The sequence below is a fragment of the Colwellia sp. NW0002-52-1 genome (genome assembly GCF_057550865.1).
Map to the genome: position 1 here is coordinate 1 of NZ_BAAJLU010000032.1, position 18,863 is coordinate 18,863.

Below are 18,863 nucleotides of genomic sequence, written 5' to 3' on the forward strand. Positions count from 1 at the left end.
AGTTGCACAAGGATTGGCGTACTGAATGAAAATTAATTCCACAAAAACATTATCCGTTTTAATGAGCGTAGCTCTATTCTTTGGTGCTATTACTTCCATATACAATTTTTCATTTAATCAATATTTAGCTAGTCCAATGGAAACTTTAGCACCTATTGAATTGGATCAAGAGTTCATAAAGTCTGATATGGAATTATTAATTAAAAAAACAGAAACCGATCAAATTATCATAGAAACGCTTCACGCAACCGTTAAGTACCAGCATCAAGAAGCTTTATTCTATAATAAATTATTTTCGGTATTATTTTTAATCTTAATTGTTTTACACTATATCCAAAAACGTAAGCCTGTTGTCAAAAGTGCAACATAACAAGCTAATTAATAAGGACAAAAAACAGTTGGCTGTTTTCGTTCCTCAACATTTTAGCCAACAATTTTTTGCCCATTATTAGGGCGTTGAGGCTGTAGAATTTCTCCAAAAAGGAACGTTTTCACGTTCCTTTTATTATTTTTAAATTGTATGTTTTTTGACCTTGTGCGGTGTTCTTATCTGTGATCTAATAGATATTATCCGGCGAAAGTTAATTAACATGGCTAACTACAAACCCGATTTATCTTGTCAAAGTAAGTTCATCCCCATCGATTTCTCACAGCAAATAATCCCTGGTACGTTTGAATATGCGCTTGCGCATATTGTTGATAACCACCTTGATTTATCAGGCTTTGAACCGTGGTATCAAAACGATAAAGGCGGCGCAGCCGCCTATTCACCATCAGTGATGTTAAAGATTATTCTGTTTGGTTATTCTCGTGGTTTTATCAGTAGTCGCCGCATTGCCAATACCTGTGAAACCAACATTACTTTCATGAGTTTATCGGGCGATGTTCAGCCGCATTACACGTCTATTGCAGCCTTTGTTACGCGAATGAAAGAGCAAATTGAGCTGCTATTCACCCAAGTATTAATGATATGTGATCAGGAAGGACTCATTGGCCGCCATATGTTTGCCATCGATGGTTGCAAGATAAAGTCTAATGCGAGTAAAGAATATAGTGGGACATTTGAGGAATTAACACGCAAGGAAGCCAAACTACGCAAAGCTAGCCAGCGTATTCTGGCAAAGCACCAAGCACAAGATGGTTTGAGTGAAGATGAAATCAACCATGACTTAAAACAAAAAGCGAAGCTTGATAACAGCGCCACAAAAATTAGTGAGTTCTTAGCTACTCACGAAGAAAAGCGCGGCAGTACAGGAAAACCGGTTAAGAGTAATGTTACCGATAATGACAGCGCTAAAATGACCACCAGTAAAGGTACCATTCAAGGCTACAACGGCATTGCGATTAACGATGCTCGCCTTTCATTGCCATCCATGGCATCAAGGCATTAGTAAATCCCTTTACGTCAGCATCAAATCATTCTTCAAGCTCAAACCTGGGGCAGTGTTGGCGAGCAACAAACATTAAAACCCGCTATCAAGAATTAAAAGGACACCCATCCTAAATTAAAATTACTGAACTCTGGACTAAACTAAGAAAATCCCATATCGCTGTTATGTGATTAGATTTTATTTTTAGAGTGAGTGTCATTATTAATTTTGATTAAAAATTATATAAAAAACGAGTAATTCTACAGGCTCGTTAGTTGCTTATCGTTGTCTCGTGACATCATGACGTTATAGCGCTATAATGTTTTTGTCGATTTAATGGAGACATAATCATGAGTAACTTATCAAAACGTTCTACCGTTTACTTTGAGCCTGATATACATCAAGCACTAAAAATGCGCGCTGCTTCAGCTCATTTATCAATTTCTGAGTTAATAGATGAAGCTGTTCGTTTATTAATGCGTGAAGATCAGGAGGATTTAGCAGCGGTATCAGCAAGAGCTAATGAGCCTGATATTTCATATGAAGATTTATTAAATGATTTAAAGTCACATGGAAAAATATAGAATAACGTTTAAAAAGTCAGTGGCTAAGGATTTACGTGTTATACCTAAAAAAGATATAACAAAGATCCTAAGTAAAATAGATACATTAGCTGTAAACCCCAGAGGTGAAGGTTGTATTAAACTTTCAGGGCAGGAAAATTATCGAGTTCGTCAAGGTTTGTATCGAATAGTATATGAAATAAAAGATGATGTACTTGTCGTGAATGTAGTAAAGGTTGCTCATAGATCGCAAGTCTATAAAAGCAACTAAATCGGGTAGCCGGAGGTTTCTCTCCTCCAGCCCCACACCACCCTGCATGCGGCTCCGCACAGGGCGGTTCATTAACCATGATAGATTTAAAGCCAGATATCCCTTAGTGACACTAAGCCTGCCTTAGCTAAATATTCGTTGCTTAATGCTAAGTTTATTCCTTTAGTTTTCGCACTACGCCAAACACCTTTTCTTGTCGCTCCACAGCTCAGCGCTAATGCGAGTGGAACATCGCGTTTTAATAGATTATTCACTTTGGTTCTTGGCTATCGGTTTGTATCTAGTTCGCTCTTCGCCATCGATACCCTCGACGAAGCCGAGGCACTTATATACCAGCGCCTTACTGGTTATTTACCGATCGCGTGTTAAGCAGATCTCCCCCACTCTTTACTAGAATAAGCAGAGCATACACTTTCTTTGCACTGCTGCATCATTTACGGTGACCATTAGATCACGTGGTTTCGTTATGCTTGACTAACTCACCTATAGTCTACGCCTCATATGATGTTCTTGTTCATCAGCTCGCCTTATTTTCATCAACAGGGCTAGCGGCGTCCTCCAGACCAAACCTCACGGATAAGCCCTTGCCATTCGCTAGTAGTTAGCGTTTAATAACAATAAGTTACTTAAACGGTGATCTTCCTACAGAGGACTTTCACCTCATTAGTTCATGCCCATGCTGGGCGTACCAAGCTGTTAACAGCGCGTTAGCCTGAATCGAGGTATCAATGAAATTATTTACCCTTTTGCTTCTTTCTTTGATTTCATTCTCTGCTATTTGTAATGAAGTGAAAGAAGGGGTTGATGTAAATCTAAAATTATTAAATTGTCTTGATGAAAAAGTTCCAAATGGTAGCATTGAAGATCCAGAAAATAGAGATGCGAAATCATTATTTCTTCTTCCTAGTGTCATCGAAAATACGATGGAAAATGATTCAAGTAATGCATCAAAGAAACTGTTTGCACTCTCTATGGAGTATTGTGAGAGTGAAATACTATCTTTTAAAGAGTATTTTGAGAAACAGGCTAACAAGGAAATAAACAAGGACACGTAACCGTTGGCTGCGTTCCACTTCGTTTCACATTTTAGCCAACAATTACTTAGCCTGTTATTTAGGCGTTGGTACAGTTGATGTGCGGCTCAATTTACTATTATAAGGAAATAACAAATGAGAAATTATAAAAACATTTTAACTTATTCTGTAAGCATATTTTTAGCGAGTTGTGGTGTTTTACCTATAGAGAGTGAAATAAAAGAAAACCATTTTAGGTTTGAAAACTTCAAACAAGATATTAAATCGCCTTCGGAATTGGTTTATTTAATGTGTTATAGAAAAAGGCCTACAAGTTGGGCTCAACCTAAACAATATTTAGGCGGTGAGCATGAATTATGGGTTGAAGCCAATATTTCAGATTCACCTATAAATAACGAAGAAGCATTTGTTTTCTTTAAAGTTAAGTTGGATTCAGGAAAAAGCTATATGCTAAACAGAAAAATTGAAGATAAAAAAATTTCTATCTGGATTCAAGAGTCTGAAAGTGATGTCAAGGTATCAGAAGTTATCACAACAGATTTAAAAATAGCTGCACTTGGGAAGAGAAGTTTCCGTAAAAAACGATGTAAGACAGGCTCTATATAGCCTGTAACCCTAGCAAGTAAATTAATCAGGACAAACAACAGTTGGTTTTTGCTCTTTTGTCGATTACTTTAACTAATAATTATTTGCCTGATATTTAGGGCCTTTTGGTGCTTTACCTAACCATCTAATAAGGAAGTTACATGCTCTACTCAATACCTCACATTAAGTTACTGTCAATTCTACTTACTACAGCTATATTTTCTTCGGCTGCTCAATCAAAAGATGTTGAAATAAATATGGAGCAACGTAAAGAAGTCGTAGAGCGCATTTCTAATATTATTATCGAAAATTATGTTTTCCCTAAAGTTGCACAAAAAAATGCTAGCTTCCTACAAAAGCAATTTAAATCTGGACAATATAGTGGGCTGACTGATGCAGGTAAATTTGCAGAAAAATTAACTATCGATTTGCAAAAAATAAACCATGATAAACATATGGTAGTTAGAGTTAAAAAGCCCCAAAAAACACTGCCAGAGCAAAATGAAAAGCAATCGATTAGCCCGTATTTAGCTTATTTAAAACAAGAACAAAAAGAGAACTACGGTTTTAAAAAAATTGAAATTTTAGAAGGTAATATCGGGTATGTCGATTTTCGTTATTTTAGTGGCTTTGATTTAGCAAAAGAAACAGTTGATGGCGTATTAAAAGTTATTAAGAATACAGATGCCGTTATTTTTGACCTTAGAAAAAATGATGGCGGCTCTCCTGAAATGGTGCAATATATTTGTAGTTACTTTTTTGGTGAAAAAACTCACCTAAACAGCCTATATTGGAGGAAGGACAATAGAACTGAAGAGTTTTGGACCATTGATGACTTACCTTCCGCACGTATGCCCAATGTGCCTTTATTTGTACTAACAAGTAAATATACTTTTTCTGGGGCTGAAGAGTTCGCTTATAACCTTAAAACTCAAAAAAGGGCCGTAATTGTCGGTGAACATACAGGCGGTGGAGCAAACCCAGGAGGACCAATTGAAATAAATGAACTATTTAGTATTAATGTTCCTACAGGTCGCGCTATTAACCCTATTACTAAAACTAACTGGGAAGGTACAGGTGTCATACCAAATATAAAAACATCATCACTAAATGCTTTTGATAAAGCTTATCTTTTAGCAAAGAGTTCAGCTGAAAAATTTCGTCAACAAAAATAAGAAATTAACTAGGGTCAGATACACATTAATATCTGGCATTAATAGATGATGATCAAAACTCATGTTTATTAAGTCATAGTAAGAAATGTTAGTATCCAACATTTCTTATGTAATTTAATGGCTTAATCCAGGAGTGCGCCCTTAAAAGCTTTGCCTAACTTTAGTTGTACTTTCGGATTATTAATTAAGCAACAAAACCATTAGGGTAATAATCGTTGTTAATTGTATGACTAAATTAACTCGAACAGTACCTACCCTTCTCTTTGCTACAGTCATTTTTTGTTTAAAATAGCTAAAAAATATAAAGTTTTATGAGCATGTTTTTTGAGCACACATTGATAGCTTTGATCAAACTATCAATTTAAATATCAATATCAACATCGGTATTGCAAATAGTTTTCATTTGCAATACCATGCATTCCATTATCTATCTAAGCAAGAATTACAAGCGAACGCTATAAATTTTAAGCTCTTAAGCCAAGCTTCAGAAGAAATTTTTGCGAATTATTAAGTCGTTTATTTAATTCTCTTGCCAGTAAGTAGTTTAGTTAACTAAAAAAATACGTGTTTTTACGTGATTTCTCTTCCACACATGTAGCTTTAAAGTCGTTATGAATAAAAAACAATGGTATACATGGCATAGCCTTGTTGGTATCAAACCAGCAATATTAATCTGCTTTATTCTAATAACAGGCACTTTGGCTGTTGTTTCGCACGAAATCGATTGGCTATCTAATAGTAGTCAACGTGTTCTGCCATCAGTTAATTCTGCCGAAATAAATTGGTCTAAGGTTTATCTTTCTGCGAAAGAAAATAACAGCACGCAAATTCTCAATATTAACGCTCCGGTTGATGATTGGTTTGCAGTTGAAGTAATACGTTTAAACGATAAAGGCGAACGATACCGCCAGTTCTATCATCCTTCAACAGGTGCTTATCAGGGTGATGGGCGTTGGCTTAATTGGCAACGGTTTTTTAGAATGACACATCGACATTTAATGTTACCAACAACTTATGGTATTACCTTAGTGTGTATTGTTGGATTACTGTTATTGTTTTCACTCATCTCTGGCTTTTTTATCATACCTAAATGGTGGAAAAGCTTTTTTAAAAAGCCAAGAACCAATAACAGCAAAGCTTTTTGGAATGATTGCCACCGACTTTTTGGCTTATGGTCTAGTTGGTTATTATTAACTGTTTGTGTCACCGGTATATGGTATTTAGTTGAAGTATGGGGTGGCAGAGCGAGTTTTCCCGAACAACAAATGCCTAAAGTTGCTGTAAATAACACGGCTGTAAACACCGCAACAAATGTATTTGATAGAGCGATAAACAGTGTTGCCCAATATCATAATTTAACCATTAAACGCATTGTTTTACCGAGTTTGAAAGCATCCACTATTATTGTTGAAGGGCAAAACGATACCCTGCTCGTAAGAGATAGAGCAAATAATGTTGTTTTTGATGGTGTAAATGGTGAATATTTATCTCGTCGAGTGGCAGGTGAACAGTCTTTACATGTCAGAATATCTGAGGCCGCTGATCCAATACATTTTGGCATGTTTGGTGGTATTTATACTAAAATTTTATATTTCTGTTTTGGCACTATTTTGTGTGCCTTAGCTATATCTGGCACCTATCTTTATGGTTTACGGCAATATAAATCGAAGCGTGGCGAGTTACATGTTGCGAGAAAAGTGTGGAAAGCATCTTGGCTTGGTACAGGTTATTGGAAATGGCTTTCTTTAGGGCTAATTGCAACTGCACTAAGTATTGCCTTAGTTACTTTTTGAAACCCTATTTGGGTCTGAACTGTCATTCTTTTTTGAAATATCATTCTTCTAATGTTGTTTCAAACATAATTGCTAAGCACTTTATCACCCCACTTTTAATGGTTAATGATCTATTTAGTCTCTAAGCATAAGTAAAACGCAGCAACAGGTTACAAACTTTTACACGATACAATGAACCAATCAATGCAAACCTTAATGATAACAGTTATCATTAAGGTCTAATGTATTTTACTAGTTACCCTGCATGTTTAAACTTAATTTTTTATCTAAAAGTATCCTTTTATCGAGCTTATGTTATTCACAAATTTCTTTTGCTGAAGAACAATCAACCGACACTACAATTACAGATGATACTCCCATTGAAGTTATCAGCGTTATTGGCCGAGCCCAGCAATTTTATTTAGCGAAAGAAACCAAGGTTGGTAGCAAAGTTAATTTATCATTATTAGAGTTGCCGCAGTCTGCTCAAGTATTAACTGAGCAACTTATTATTGACCAAGCAGCCAGAGACATTACTGACTTATACCGTTCAATTGCTGGTGTTAGTGAATACAGTTATTCAGGCGTAACTTTTAGAGGATTTCGCGATGACGCCAACGTTTTTTATGATGGCGTAAGGGGCGACCCTTATTCGGGTTTTGGTGTGCCGCAACTGTTTAATGTTGAAAGAGTTGAAGTATTAAAAGGCCCTGCTTCCGCTTTATATGGCGGCGGAGAACCAGGAGGCATGATTAATTATGTCACCAAAAAACCAAGTTTTAACGAAGAAAAACAATTAAAACTCACCTTAGGTAACTTTGCCACACAAGGCGCCTCTCTTGATATGACAGGCGCATTATCCGAAGACCTAGCCTATCGTTTAGGTGGCTTTTATGAACAACAAAATAGCTTTCGAAATAATGCCGATGCAGAAAACATAGAGTTAGCTACAGGTTTGTTATTCAACATATCTGAAGACACTAGCCTAACAACTACCCTTGATTACATTAAACAAGACTTAGGCGGTAACCGTTTACGCGGAGTACCGGTTGATGACAACGGTAACTTTCTGGTAGACCCATCATACAATGCTAATGAAAAAGTTGATTATCAAAATATGGAAGCCTTGGTAATACAAGCAGAGTTAAGCCACTATTTTGCCGACAACTTTAAAGTAAATACCACCTTACGTTACTTAGATAATGAGCGAGATCAGGCTTATCATGAGTCACGGGAATGGGTAGATGCTAATGGCGATGGCGTTGCTGATATTAACGATCAAATAATAAAGCGAGAGTATCGTAAACAGTACCGAGCGAATGAAGAAATTAGTGTAACCTCTGATTTTGTTTATGAATTTGAAACAAGTAATTTTGAGCATCAATTTTTATTTGGCGCTGATTACCATACCGTAGACACAGAATATGACTACTTTAGAGCACGTTATGAAGCTGACGGCGTAGCTAACCTCAATATATTTGATTTAAATTATGGCATTACTGATCCCAGTACTTACGCGTTAACAGATCAAAACCGTGATGGCGTAAATTCAGATAGATACGGTATTTATCTTCAAGATGTCGTAAAAATTAACGATAAATGGACCGTTATTGCCAGCCTGCGTTATGACAATTTTGAAGAATATAACCAAGAAACTGACTATTCTTTTCAAGATAGTGACGTTACACCGCGCTTAGCCGTAACCTATTTAGCTAACTCAGACACTTCTTTATATGTTAACTACTCTGAAAGCTTTAACCCTGCTTCGTCGTCAGATCAAGAAACCGTTGCACAAGAAGGCAGCTTAACGCCTGAAACTGGCAAGCAAGTTGAAATTGGTTTGAAAAAAGAGTGGTTTGACGGAAAAATACTAAGCACCTTCGCTATATACCGAATCAACAAAGAAAATGTTGTTATGTCGAATCCTGATTACACAGGTGATAATGGTGTTGTTGAGCTGCTAAATATTGGTGAAGTTGAAAGTAATGGCTTTGAAACCACCTTAGTCGGCGATTTAGCTGATAACTGGACCGTTACTGCCAACTACGCTTATAACGATACCGAAGTTATCAAAGGTGTTAGTGGCGACACTATTAGTAATTCGTTTGGTGATGGTAGTCGCTTTGTTAATGCCCCACGCCACCAAGCCGGTTTGTGGACACGCTATGATATAACCGATATTGCTTCGTCAATTGCCTTTGGCTTGAACTATGTGAGTGAGCAAATCAGTTTGGATGATCAAAAAGTGAAACCATTTACCGTTTTTGACATGAGTTGGACATCTCGAATAGACGATGTTTTATTCAGCGTTAATGTAAATAATTTATTTGACAAAGAATATGCAGTTAGTGGATTTAGTGAGCGCAACGGCCACTTTCCAGGTAGCCCGCGTACCATTATCGCGCAAATGACTTACGATTTTTAAAATGCTTTTATGCTTAGCATTAACTTTAACAATGTAATAATATTTAACGTACTGAACGGCTAATATTAATGATGATAAAAGGGGAGTACTCAACGGTATTCCCCTTTTACATTTAATATATCTAGAAAGCTCTCTATTAGCATTCTTGTCGGATATATTTGGGCTGCTTTATTTTGATTAATTGTTATTTTTATTCTTTTTTTATAGTGTTTTAGTTTTCACTATTCGCTTTATTGGCATATTTTCCAATAGTTTTTCCCGTTGTTGCCCAAACTAAAACGCCGCCCCAAGCAATTAAAGAAAAACCAGCGGGAATACAAGCGAATAAAATATATTTAAAATGCTCACGATTAAATATAAGCGCAAGCATTGCAGGAAGAAACCAGAGAACGAGTACACAAATCATACCAAATGTAATAAGTTATTGACCAATTTTAAGCGAGGATAAATTGTTCAATAATAAGGCGTTTAATTGAGTAATAGCGAGCTATTGGGATTGAAAACAACGCAGTTATTGACGATTTAAACCGCCTTAAAATGATCGATTATTTATTTCAATTGGTATTAATATTAAAGCTATAAATGAGTAGTTGCCACTTGCCAAAATGTTGTTGATATAATCCATTGTTTTTCTCCTTTAAAATTATCGACTTTATGAATAAACATAAAAACATTACTGTCAGAACTCATAGCCTTCAATTTAGGAGATTTATTACAAAATAAATTAATATAATCTAGAAACCTACTTTAGGCTTCTACATTAACCAATCTAGTTTATTAAATGTCGCACTTAGATTTAAGTGCTTAAAGTGCATGTTAACCAAACACTTAGCGTAAGTTTACAATGTTATCTGTACTATTTTCTAAGGCGTTAATTTGTTTTATTTCTTCAGTAGTTAAAACCTTATACCCACGAGGATAAGACCAACCATAACCCCATCTAAATGGTGTAGGAAGGTATGGACTTCCTCCAACTCGCACACCCGCTAACATAAGTTTTGCAATTTGTGGCTCTCCAACTTTAGCTACACATTGTTGAAGCTGTTGATCAGCCACAAGCCTATCTTGGTAAGTGCCGCCTTGCCAATATGCGTAGTCATGGGCAGTACAGCAAGACAACCATAACTCTTTGTGATCGATAGTCCCGTCAGGAAAAACACTACAACCATCAGTTGTGAAAGGTTTGATATTTTCGGTACTTACCGTATTCGATAAGAATAAAAATACTAAAGTTAAGGTGAAAGCTAAAGTGAAAGCTAAGATAATGCGCATAAATTTACCTAACATCTAACTAGACAACAGAGTTTTTAAAAAAGCAGTTTCAAAATGCATTAAAGATTAAAGTTAAACTGTATTGCTCGATAAAACCTATGACAATATTTCACTAGAAGTAAAACTTTACACACAGTATGGATTTAGAAATTAATCTTCATTTCAACGTTGAAATAATTCAACAGCTTCAACGTCAAAACAAGCATAATACAGCTGCTAATAATAGATATACGTAATAGGTATACGTGATAGGTATACGTGATAGATATACGTGATAGATAAAAAAGCCAACAGTACTTTATCTTACACTATATTCTTATGTACCAGACAAACACCAGACTGCAAATTCATTACCACTGGGTTCAATAAAATGAAACCGACTCCCGCCAGGGAATGAAAAAATTGGCGTAGATATTTTACCACCATATAATTCAACCGTAGATTGAGCTTGCTCTAAATCGTCAGTTAATAATACCAGTAAGGCAGAGCCACTTGAGGCTAGTGAAGCTAAATCCGACTTATAAAAGCCACCGTCTAATCCTTCATCAGCGAAAGCAGTATAGTCGTCACCGTAATCAGTAAAACGCCAACCAAAGGTATCTTCGAAGAATTTTTTTGTTGATGGAATATCTTTAGCGGGAAATTCCACATAGTTTAACTTCAAATTTTTCGACATAACCTAATCCTTTTTGGCAGATAACGAGCCAATAGCATTACTCGTTTTTTATATTATTTCAGTAAAAATACTCTAACCGGATTATTTTCTTTTAACAATTAAAAGCGTTTATGTTTGGATTTTTGGTTCGTTGAAAATTTGCCAATAGATAAATAAGCATTAAATGTGATTTGTAGGTTACTTAAGTGGCGTGATGTTGATCTTTAAAACACTAATGAGCCTACTGCTTATATTAAGAAAAGAAGGTGCAATAGAACTGACTCTATTTATTTTGATCGCATTAATTCTATTCTAGCGGTTAGCCTAGCTATGTTGGCCAAACAAAAGGCGTTGGTTTTTCTGCGCTCGTATCTGTAACTGCATTTTTTTGAGCCAGTATTCCTCTGATCGCGTTTCCTGTGCCTTTATGTTTACTACAAAAAGTTTTTAGATATAAAATCTCAACTCTGCTGCGTGCCCATGGCGTTGTACGAAGAAATTTCAAACTTGATTTTAAACGCGGCTTATTGGTAAAACAACGAATATTAAGTTGCTCACCCATTTTTTCCCAACCAATTTTTTTCTCTAATTCAATTAGAATTTGTTCAAGTTTAATGCCGTGCAGAGGCTCATTACTGTTGTTCATTGGCGACCTAAAATAAAAAAAAAGCATTGTAGCAAGATTTCTAAATTTTAACAGACTTATGCGTTAACGCGATGGAACTATAATAGAGAGCATAAAGGCTGCTATGTTAGCCATGACTTAAAACAAGCACTAAAAACAGCGTTAAAAACAAACATTAAAAGTTATAACGAACTTTTATTTTATCAACGATAAAATCGACCGCTGCTTTTACTTTTGGTACTAAATAGCGTTGTTTTTGATACAACAAATAAACCGCCATATTAGAGTTTTGGGTTATCGCTAGTTCATGTTCAAACTTAAGTTCTTGCAACTGACCTGATTCAATATAGGAAGACAACGCCCACCGAGTTGACATTAAAATACCTTCACCGTTACACGCTTTTTTCGCTAACCAAGTCCCGTTATTTGAAATTGCTATTGCCGGCCCAGAAACATCATGCCATTGACCGTTCATATTACATAACCAAGGTGTAGGCCCTGATGGCGTTTTAAAATATATGCCATTGTGTTCTTTTAAAGCCATTGCGTTACAAGGTAAGCCGTGTGTTTCTATATATTCAGGCGAAGCAACAGGAATAAAACCATTATCCATGAGTTTTATCGCTAATACGCGCTCATTTGGCGCATAACCACCACGAATAGCAATATCAACATCGTCGCGACCTAATGTTGATAGTTCATCACTTAAACTAATATCTAGTATAATTTCAGGGTATAACTCGCTGAACTCATCGAGTAAGGGAAGTAATATTTTTTCGCCAAAACCAACCATAGAACTTATAGATAAACGCCCCATTGGTGTGGTTTGATAACTGCGAACTGTTTCGTTGCTTTGTGCAAGTTGCGTCAATATTTGTTGAACATCGTTATAATAAATTTGCCCGACTTCTGTCAATTTAACAATTCGGGTTGAGCGTTTTAATAACGTTGCGCCTAAACTCTTTTCTAAATCAGCAACCCGCCTTGATAGTGAAGATGGCGGCACGTTTAAAGCATTTGCTGCTTTAGTAAAACTCCCTGTTTCAACAACTTTGCTGAAATAGCGTATTGCACGTAGTTGATCCAACGGCCCTCTCCATTATAAATACTGAATATTGTTGTTTTATTGTTGTTTTATTGTTGTTTTATTGTTGTTTTATTGCTGCTTTATTGTTGCTTTAAAAGCAATAGTGATTCGCATTTTCCCTTATATATAACCAAATTAAAACAAGTAATAATGTCTTTATTGCAAACAGTACCGCTTTATCTTAGTGACAAGGCATTAAAAAATAGGCATTTAGTGCTGTTTTAGGGCTATTAAATACCGATGAAACAAAATAAAACACAACTGAACACAAATAAAACAAAGTTGAACACAACTTTCGCGTTAATGATGAGACACTAACTTATGATAACTTTGCACGGTTTTGCCGCAAGTAACTACTACAACCTAGTTAAGCATGTTTTGCTATACAAAGGCCTGCCATTTAAAGAAAACCTACTTTACGGTGGTAGTGAACAGTTACTAGCTATTAGTCCTGCGGGTAAAGTACCTGTTATTACGACTGCACAAGGTTTTAACCTTTCAGAATCAAGTGTTATATGTGACTTTATTGAAGAGACTTACCCAGCACCTGCGCTTTACCCTGAAAATGTAGAAGAGCGTGCTGTTGTGCGTCAAATGATGAAAATGGCAGAGCTATATTTTGAACTACCAAGCAGACGATTGATACCTTATGCACTGTCAGGTACTGCTGTGCCTGAATCAATTGCCGTTGAAGTACGTCAAGTATTAAGTCGTGGCATTACAGCCTTAAGTCGCTTATGTAAATTTTCGCCTTGGGTTGCTGGTAAAGAACTAACCATGGCTGATATCTATCTCTACTATGTAAATACTATTGTTAGTGCTTTTGGCTCTAGTCAGCTTAATTGGGACGTACTGGCCGAAATACCAAGCATGAAAGAATGGAGCACGGCTATGAGTCAATCAGCTATTGCTCAAAAAGTAGAGGCCGATCGTCACGCAAACATGCCAGAGTTTATGCAACAGGTGACGGCTAAAATTAATGCGGCAAGCGCTAAGTGATTTTTAATCTTTAATTTTTAATTTTTAATTTTTAAGAAGTCATCAATAAAATTTAAGAAAAACATCACCAATATTCTATTGTTATTGGTTTAAATGAATTCATTATTTGCAGGAGAAAACATCATGACAACGTCAAATATCCAACTAACTTCAACCATCAGTGAAGATAATCAATTAACCCTTGCCTTAAAAAATATCGAAGTACCACACCCCAGCGCCGATGAAGTAGTTATTCGTCTTGAAGCTGCGCCATTAAACCCGTCTGATTTAGCCGTTCTTTTTAGCGTTGCAGACATGACAACAGCAAAGCAATCTGGCTCGCAGCAAAGCCCAGCTATCACGGCAGATGTTCCCGCTAAATTTATGCCTGCTGTTAAAGCACGTGTTGGCAAAGCGATTCCTGTTGGTAATGAAGGCGCAGGAACGGTTATAGCTGCTGGTTCATCGCCAGCGGCACAAGCATTAATGGGTAAAACCGTTGCAGTTATAGGTGGTGGTACTTTTCGACAATATATTGCGGCCAACGTACAAAGCTGCTTGCCATTAAAAGAAGGTACTACGGCAAAAGAAGGCGCATCATCTTTTGTTAATCCGCTTACGGCATTAGCCATGGTCGAAACCATGCGTGCTGAAGGTCACAAAGCGATTATACATGCCGCAGCTGCATCTAACCTTGGTCAAATGTTAAACCGTATTTGTATTGCTGATGGTGTTGATTTAATTAACATTGTTCGTAAAACAGAACAAGAAACACTGCTACGTGATATGGGTGCTAAATATGTTGTTAACTCAAGCAGTGATAGCTTTCTTGCTGACTTAACCGCGGCAATTATTGAAACAGGCGCAACAATTGCGTTTGACCCTATTGGTGGCGGTAAACTAACCAGCGACATTCTTAATTGCATGGAAGTTGCCGCGTCTCGATATATGAAAGAACACAGCGTTTATGGCTCAGACACATACAAACAAGTATACATTTACGGTGCTTTAGACCGCGGACCAATAACATTAAATCGTAACTTTGGCTTCGCTTGGGGTGTTAATGGCTTCTTATTATTTAATGCACTCGGTAAATTAGGCACTAAAACGGTAATTGCGATGCGCAAACGTGTTGCTGATGAAATAACCACAACATTTGCTAGCCACTACACACATGAAGTGTCGCTGGCCGAAGTATTACAATTAAAATCGATGGCTGCTTATTCAAAACAAGCTACAGGAGAGAAGTTCTTAATTCTTCCTCAAAAATAACTTTTACTGAGAATACCGGTCAATGGGAGCAAAATTGAGAGCTCCTATTGACACTTTATTAGCAGAACAATTTATACAAGCCTTTCACTTTAGGCTGAAAGCCCAGCGAGGTTCTTTTTAAACTTCACCGTTAATTAAAATGGGTAATTAAGCCAAACTACTTATAATCTCCCCCTACAGGTTTATTCTTATTTTTTAATAAATTAAGAAAGTTGCATCCAATATGTTTAGTTAGCCGTATCTCTAGTAAGCGCCACTGTTGATCCATAAATTCTTTTAAAAGTGGCGCCGGTTATTTTTATTAAATTAAGGAAGCAAAGATGAAATACACAAATAAAACCACAGGAAATAAATTAATTTTATCTACAATTGGCTTAGCTGTTGTTCTAGGACTTAGTGGTTGTGATGGTGACGATGGAAAAAATGGAGTAAACGGCGTAGATGGCGTAGACGGAATGAACGGCAATAATGGTACTAATGGACAGCCTGCTTTTCCAGTTGCTAACTTTATTTTATCAAACAATGGCTCTGCCAATGTTGGAACTACCGATTTTATCAATCAAAACGCGAACAGATTAAAAACATTTAATTCAGGCAATAATGAAGGCATATCACTTACTAAGCTAGGGCATTTAGTTCACGCAGGCGATGCTGGGGTGCCTAGTTTACGAACCGTGTGTAACATTACAGCACGAGATAACAATACGAGTTTTGATTTAAATATAGATAGAGAGTTAACCGGCACCTCAACAGGTTTGGTTAATCCTAAAGGTATTCATTATTCTGAAAAAATGGGGTTAACTTTTGTTGCCGACTTTAATGCAATGCAAGTAGGTGTTTATGGTGCCCAAGCCTCTGGCGATGCATTACCTGTAGCAACAACAGTAACCGATGCAAAACCTTGGGATCTAGTTTACGACGATAATAATGATCGGTTATACGTTGCTTTAACTGATGGTAATGTTGCTGTTTATGACAATTATGTTGCCAGTGATTATGCTGCAACCCCAACGAGAGTTATAATACCGAGCAATGCTAACCTTGAAAAAATATCGATCAACATTCATGGTATTGCTTTAGATGAAACCACGAATAAACTGGTGCTTTCTGATGTAGGTAGCGCATCGGATGCAACCGATGGCAGTATTTTTGTTATAAATAATGCCGCTACGGCTGATGGCAATGTCACTATTGCTCGCGCAATTTCAGGCCCTAATTCAATGTTAGGTAACCCTGTTGATATAATCCTAAGCGGAACTGATTTACGCGTTGCAGAAAAGTCTAATGACGCGATTTTAATTTTCTCTAATATATTTTCAGGAGACAGTGGCGATATTGCTCCTGACCTAGTAACGTCTACTGAAAAGCCTGAATCACTAGTTGAAGTTACTGCTGCATATAATGGCAATGATGTTTCTGATAGCACAAACGGTGCAGAAGCTATCTTATCGGTAGCAGTATCTAGCAATCCAAGTGCCGTAGGACCAACTAGCAATATGCTGACAAGTTTTAATTCGTTACTTACCAGTACTATAGGTAGTTACGACACTGGCCGAACTCAAGAAAGTGTAACCTTTGATTCCGCAGGAAATAGTTATGCAACATTTGATGGTGAGTCGAGCGGCGTATTAGTATCAACAAAAGTAGCAACAACACGCTCTAACTCAACGTTTAGTGCATCTTACGACCGTATCATAAGCGGTGAAAATACCGGGTTAATCTCACCTAAAGGCATTGATGTAGCATCAGCACGTAGTTTAATTTTCGTAGCAGAAAATAATGAGACAACCCCAAGTGTGCTAATTTATTCTGCTTGTGCATCTGGCAATATTTCTCCTTTATTAACCTTAACAACCGCGAATAATGCGAGACCGTGGGATTTAGATTATGATGCGAAAACAGACAGAGCCTTTGTTGCTTTAACCGATGGAACCATTGCTGTTTTTGATGAAGTTTCAGCGAATATTTCAGCAGGTATAATCTCAGTAAATACTGAGAACCGTTTAATTACACCGGCAACATCTGGTTTAGCGATATCAGCGCCAACCAATATTCATGGTATAGATTACGACTCTTTAAGTGACTCACTTATTGTTAGCGATGTTGGCAGTGCAGCAGATGCAACTGACGGGAAAATTTATGTAATGAACAATGCAGCTGCAGCTTCAGGTTTAACAGATATTTCAGTGAATATATCGGGAGCAAATACTAATTTAGGTAACCCTGTCGATATTATGTATACAGGTTCACATTTATACGTTGCTGAAAAATCAAATAATCAGGTAATGAGATTCGACAACATTTTAACAAGCGCTGGTGGCGATATTGCACCAAATTTAAGCGCAAGTTATACAGCACCTGAGTCTGTGGCTATCGTGCCATTATCGTTAAAAGCTCACTAATAAAGTATTTAAAAACAATATATCTAAAAGGCATCAATTATTTGATGCCTTTTTATTTAATAAATTAATCTCTTATTTAGTGAGTCACCAAGGTTGAAGCTCTCGTTGGCTAGAAAGTAAGTTTACTACTTAAGTTTAAACTTCAGCTCAGGGTGTGTTGTTAATCTCATGAATTTTATACTGAATTGAATACTCTTTACACCATTCAATAACAGCATCTCTCATGGCTTTATTTTCAAAAGCATACCATTTTTCAGTACACTCTAAACTGTGCAATAGCGACTTAAATCGAGAATAAGCACCACGAGAGCCAAACATATGATAAACATTATTAAGTTCATCAGGTATTACTTCAGCAGCAAATTCCAAAGCAACTTTTTTACCTAAATCTAAATCATGCTTTGTGGGAATTAATAAATACTTATCATTTTCAAAAATATCTTCGGGTAGTTCCTCTTCTATATCATCACCAGAATAATAAATTTTACCTGTTTCTGAATCAACATAGGCTTCATTATCAAATGAATAATCTGAAGAAGTGAACTCTATTGCAAATTCAAGATCCATTAAATCGACATGCATATCAGTACCTAATCACCAACGCCTTGTTATGAGGCGAAAAATTGTTGGCTAAAATAAGCGACTAAAGAACAAAAGCCAACTGTTTTTATTCTTCTAAAAGGCTTAGCTATCAACATCGAATGACTTAATCATCATCGGTTGAAAACGCCACCCCCACATACAAGTTTCATTTGCTCTAAAAGTCACCGAGCCTGTTAACTTTTGATCATCATCATCTTTTAATACTACAACATAATTCACTAAACCGTATGGCTCAGTTTCATGTAATTGAACATTTACATCAATAATTTCTGAATTTTTGAACTGCTTTAGATCCGCAAATTTATTCAGCTGCTCATAAACAGCTTCCAAGCTTGATAAAGGAGTAATTTCTGCAATATCTGGACATAAAAGCTCATGTGCTTTTTTAAAGTTTTTTTGAGTAAAATATAAGTTAACAAATTCAAAAGCTTTAGCTTTGCTATTCTTAATTGACGTCTCAAAAAATACTTTTGCATCAAAGCTTTGACTAGTTGATTGGCAACTAAATAAAATAGTTAATAATATAAGAGAAAATTTCACAGTTCTATCCTTGATTGCTAACGTGTATGTCGAATGTCTTTTTTAGAAAAAACAGCCGTAAATTTATTAAATGAAAGTTTATGATGAATCCATCTTAATTCTAAACTGATTTTCTGCTTCCTTCGCATCACAACACATAACTCACCTGAGGTATATTAAAGGTTTATTTAGTTTAGCGTAGCGTTTAGGTATTTCAATTTAAGATGAGCAATTTAAGATGAGATTTAGATGAGC

Annotated in this window: 19 protein-coding genes and 1 pseudogene; 12 read left to right on the plus strand and 8 right to left on the minus strand. The window is 36.4% G+C overall.

Going from position 1 to position 18,863, the window contains the following annotated elements; genetic code table 11:
- The first annotated feature begins 25 nt into the window (after nucleotides 1–25).
- From AC27H3_RS17495 to AC27H3_RS17510, 4 genes and pseudogenes are all read left to right on the plus strand, one after another.
- The gene (locus tag AC27H3_RS17495) at nucleotides 26–370 is read left to right on the plus strand and encodes a hypothetical protein (protein WP_487108018.1); all 345 of its coding nucleotides are present in this window, start codon (nucleotides 26–28) and stop codon (nucleotides 368–370) included.
- Nucleotides 371–590: 220 nt separating this feature from the next.
- Nucleotides 591–1,481, plus strand: a pseudogene (locus AC27H3_RS17500) (transposase); the annotation flags it as partial.
- Nucleotides 1,482–1,720: 239 nt separating this feature from the next.
- Nucleotides 1,721–1,954, plus strand: a complete 234-nt coding sequence (locus tag AC27H3_RS17505; RefSeq protein ID WP_448893072.1) for a CopG family transcriptional regulator — start codon at nucleotides 1,721–1,723, stop codon at nucleotides 1,952–1,954.
- A complete protein-coding gene (locus AC27H3_RS17510; RefSeq protein ID WP_487108019.1) occupies nucleotides 1,941–2,204 on the plus strand; it encodes a type II toxin-antitoxin system RelE family toxin in 264 nt (87 codons plus the stop codon). The genes AC27H3_RS17505 and AC27H3_RS17510 overlap by 14 nt, the downstream gene beginning before the upstream one ends.
- Nucleotides 2,205–2,290: 86 nt before the next feature.
- Here AC27H3_RS17510 and AC27H3_RS17515 read toward each other — a convergent pair whose 3' ends face one another.
- Entirely contained in the window at nucleotides 2,291–2,458 is a 168-nt protein-coding gene (locus AC27H3_RS17515; protein WP_487108020.1) for a Retron-type RNA-directed DNA polymerase, read from the minus strand.
- Between the two features lie 474 nt (nucleotides 2,459–2,932).
- Between AC27H3_RS17515 and AC27H3_RS17520 the strand changes: the two genes are divergently transcribed.
- The 5 genes from AC27H3_RS17520 (at nucleotide 2,933) to AC27H3_RS17540 (ending at nucleotide 9,195) form a co-directional block, all read left to right on the plus strand.
- On the plus strand, nucleotides 2,933–3,259 hold the full coding sequence (locus AC27H3_RS17520) for a hypothetical protein (RefSeq protein WP_487108021.1): 327 nt from the start codon (nucleotides 2,933–2,935) through the stop codon (nucleotides 3,257–3,259).
- Nucleotides 3,260–3,373: 114 nt separating this feature from the next.
- Entirely contained in the window at nucleotides 3,374–3,844 is a 471-nt protein-coding gene (locus AC27H3_RS17525; RefSeq protein WP_487108022.1) for a hypothetical protein, read from the plus strand.
- Between the two features lie 140 nt (nucleotides 3,845–3,984).
- Nucleotides 3,985–4,998, plus strand: a complete 1,014-nt coding sequence (locus AC27H3_RS17530; RefSeq protein WP_487108023.1) for a S41 family peptidase — start codon at nucleotides 3,985–3,987, stop codon at nucleotides 4,996–4,998.
- Between the two features lie 611 nt (nucleotides 4,999–5,609).
- On the plus strand, nucleotides 5,610–6,791 hold the full coding sequence (locus tag AC27H3_RS17535; protein ID WP_487108024.1) for a PepSY-associated TM helix domain-containing protein: 1,182 nt from the start codon (nucleotides 5,610–5,612) through the stop codon (nucleotides 6,789–6,791).
- Nucleotides 6,792–7,035: 244 nt separating this feature from the next.
- Complete coding sequence (locus tag AC27H3_RS17540) at nucleotides 7,036–9,195, plus strand: TonB-dependent siderophore receptor (RefSeq protein ID WP_487108025.1); 2,160 nt, start codon at nucleotides 7,036–7,038, stop codon at nucleotides 9,193–9,195.
- A gap of 211 nt (nucleotides 9,196–9,406) precedes the next feature.
- Here the strand turns inward: AC27H3_RS17540 and AC27H3_RS17545 are convergent, their stop codons facing one another.
- The 5 genes from AC27H3_RS17545 to AC27H3_RS17565 form a co-directional block, all read right to left on the minus strand.
- On the minus strand, nucleotides 9,407–9,601 hold the full coding sequence (locus tag AC27H3_RS17545; protein ID WP_487108026.1) for a superinfection immunity protein: 195 nt from the start codon (nucleotides 9,599–9,601) through the stop codon (nucleotides 9,407–9,409).
- Between the two features lie 422 nt (nucleotides 9,602–10,023).
- The gene (locus AC27H3_RS17550; protein ID WP_487108027.1) at nucleotides 10,024–10,467 is read right to left on the minus strand and encodes a hypothetical protein; all 444 of its coding nucleotides are present in this window, start codon (nucleotides 10,465–10,467) and stop codon (nucleotides 10,024–10,026) included.
- Nucleotides 10,468–10,783: 316 nt separating this feature from the next.
- Nucleotides 10,784–11,143: a VOC family protein gene (locus AC27H3_RS17555; RefSeq protein ID WP_273314017.1), complete on the minus strand. Its 360-nt coding sequence runs from the start codon at nucleotides 11,141–11,143 to the stop codon at nucleotides 10,784–10,786.
- Nucleotides 11,144–11,450: 307 nt separating this feature from the next.
- Nucleotides 11,451–11,768 (minus strand): VF530 family protein, encoded by a 318-nt coding sequence (locus AC27H3_RS17560; protein WP_273314015.1) that lies wholly within the window; start codon nucleotides 11,766–11,768, stop codon nucleotides 11,451–11,453.
- A gap of 154 nt (nucleotides 11,769–11,922) precedes the next feature.
- The gene (locus AC27H3_RS17565; RefSeq protein WP_487108028.1) at nucleotides 11,923–12,834 is read right to left on the minus strand and encodes a LysR family transcriptional regulator; all 912 of its coding nucleotides are present in this window, start codon (nucleotides 12,832–12,834) and stop codon (nucleotides 11,923–11,925) included.
- A gap of 321 nt (nucleotides 12,835–13,155) precedes the next feature.
- Between AC27H3_RS17565 and AC27H3_RS17570 the strand changes: the two genes are divergently transcribed.
- The 3 genes from AC27H3_RS17570 (at nucleotide 13,156) to AC27H3_RS17580 (ending at nucleotide 17,486) form a co-directional block, all read left to right on the plus strand.
- The gene (locus tag AC27H3_RS17570) at nucleotides 13,156–13,833 is read left to right on the plus strand and encodes a glutathione S-transferase family protein (RefSeq protein ID WP_487108029.1); all 678 of its coding nucleotides are present in this window, start codon (nucleotides 13,156–13,158) and stop codon (nucleotides 13,831–13,833) included.
- A 123-nt stretch (nucleotides 13,834–13,956) separates the two neighbouring features.
- Nucleotides 13,957–15,084 (plus strand): zinc-binding dehydrogenase, encoded by a 1,128-nt coding sequence (locus AC27H3_RS17575; protein ID WP_487108033.1) that lies wholly within the window; start codon nucleotides 13,957–13,959, stop codon nucleotides 15,082–15,084.
- A gap of 320 nt (nucleotides 15,085–15,404) precedes the next feature.
- Nucleotides 15,405–17,486, plus strand: a complete 2,082-nt coding sequence (locus AC27H3_RS17580; protein WP_487108030.1) for a YncE family protein — start codon at nucleotides 15,405–15,407, stop codon at nucleotides 17,484–17,486.
- Between the two features lie 147 nt (nucleotides 17,487–17,633).
- On the opposite strand, the gene AC27H3_RS17585 is transcribed toward AC27H3_RS17580, so the two are convergent.
- Entirely contained in the window at nucleotides 17,634–18,068 is a 435-nt protein-coding gene (locus AC27H3_RS17585) for a UPF0158 family protein (RefSeq protein ID WP_487108031.1), read from the minus strand.
- 102 nt (nucleotides 18,069–18,170) lie between these two features.
- A complete protein-coding gene (locus AC27H3_RS17590; protein WP_487108032.1) occupies nucleotides 18,171–18,629 on the minus strand; it encodes a hypothetical protein in 459 nt (152 codons plus the stop codon).
- Nucleotides 18,630–18,863: the final 234 nt, after the last annotated feature.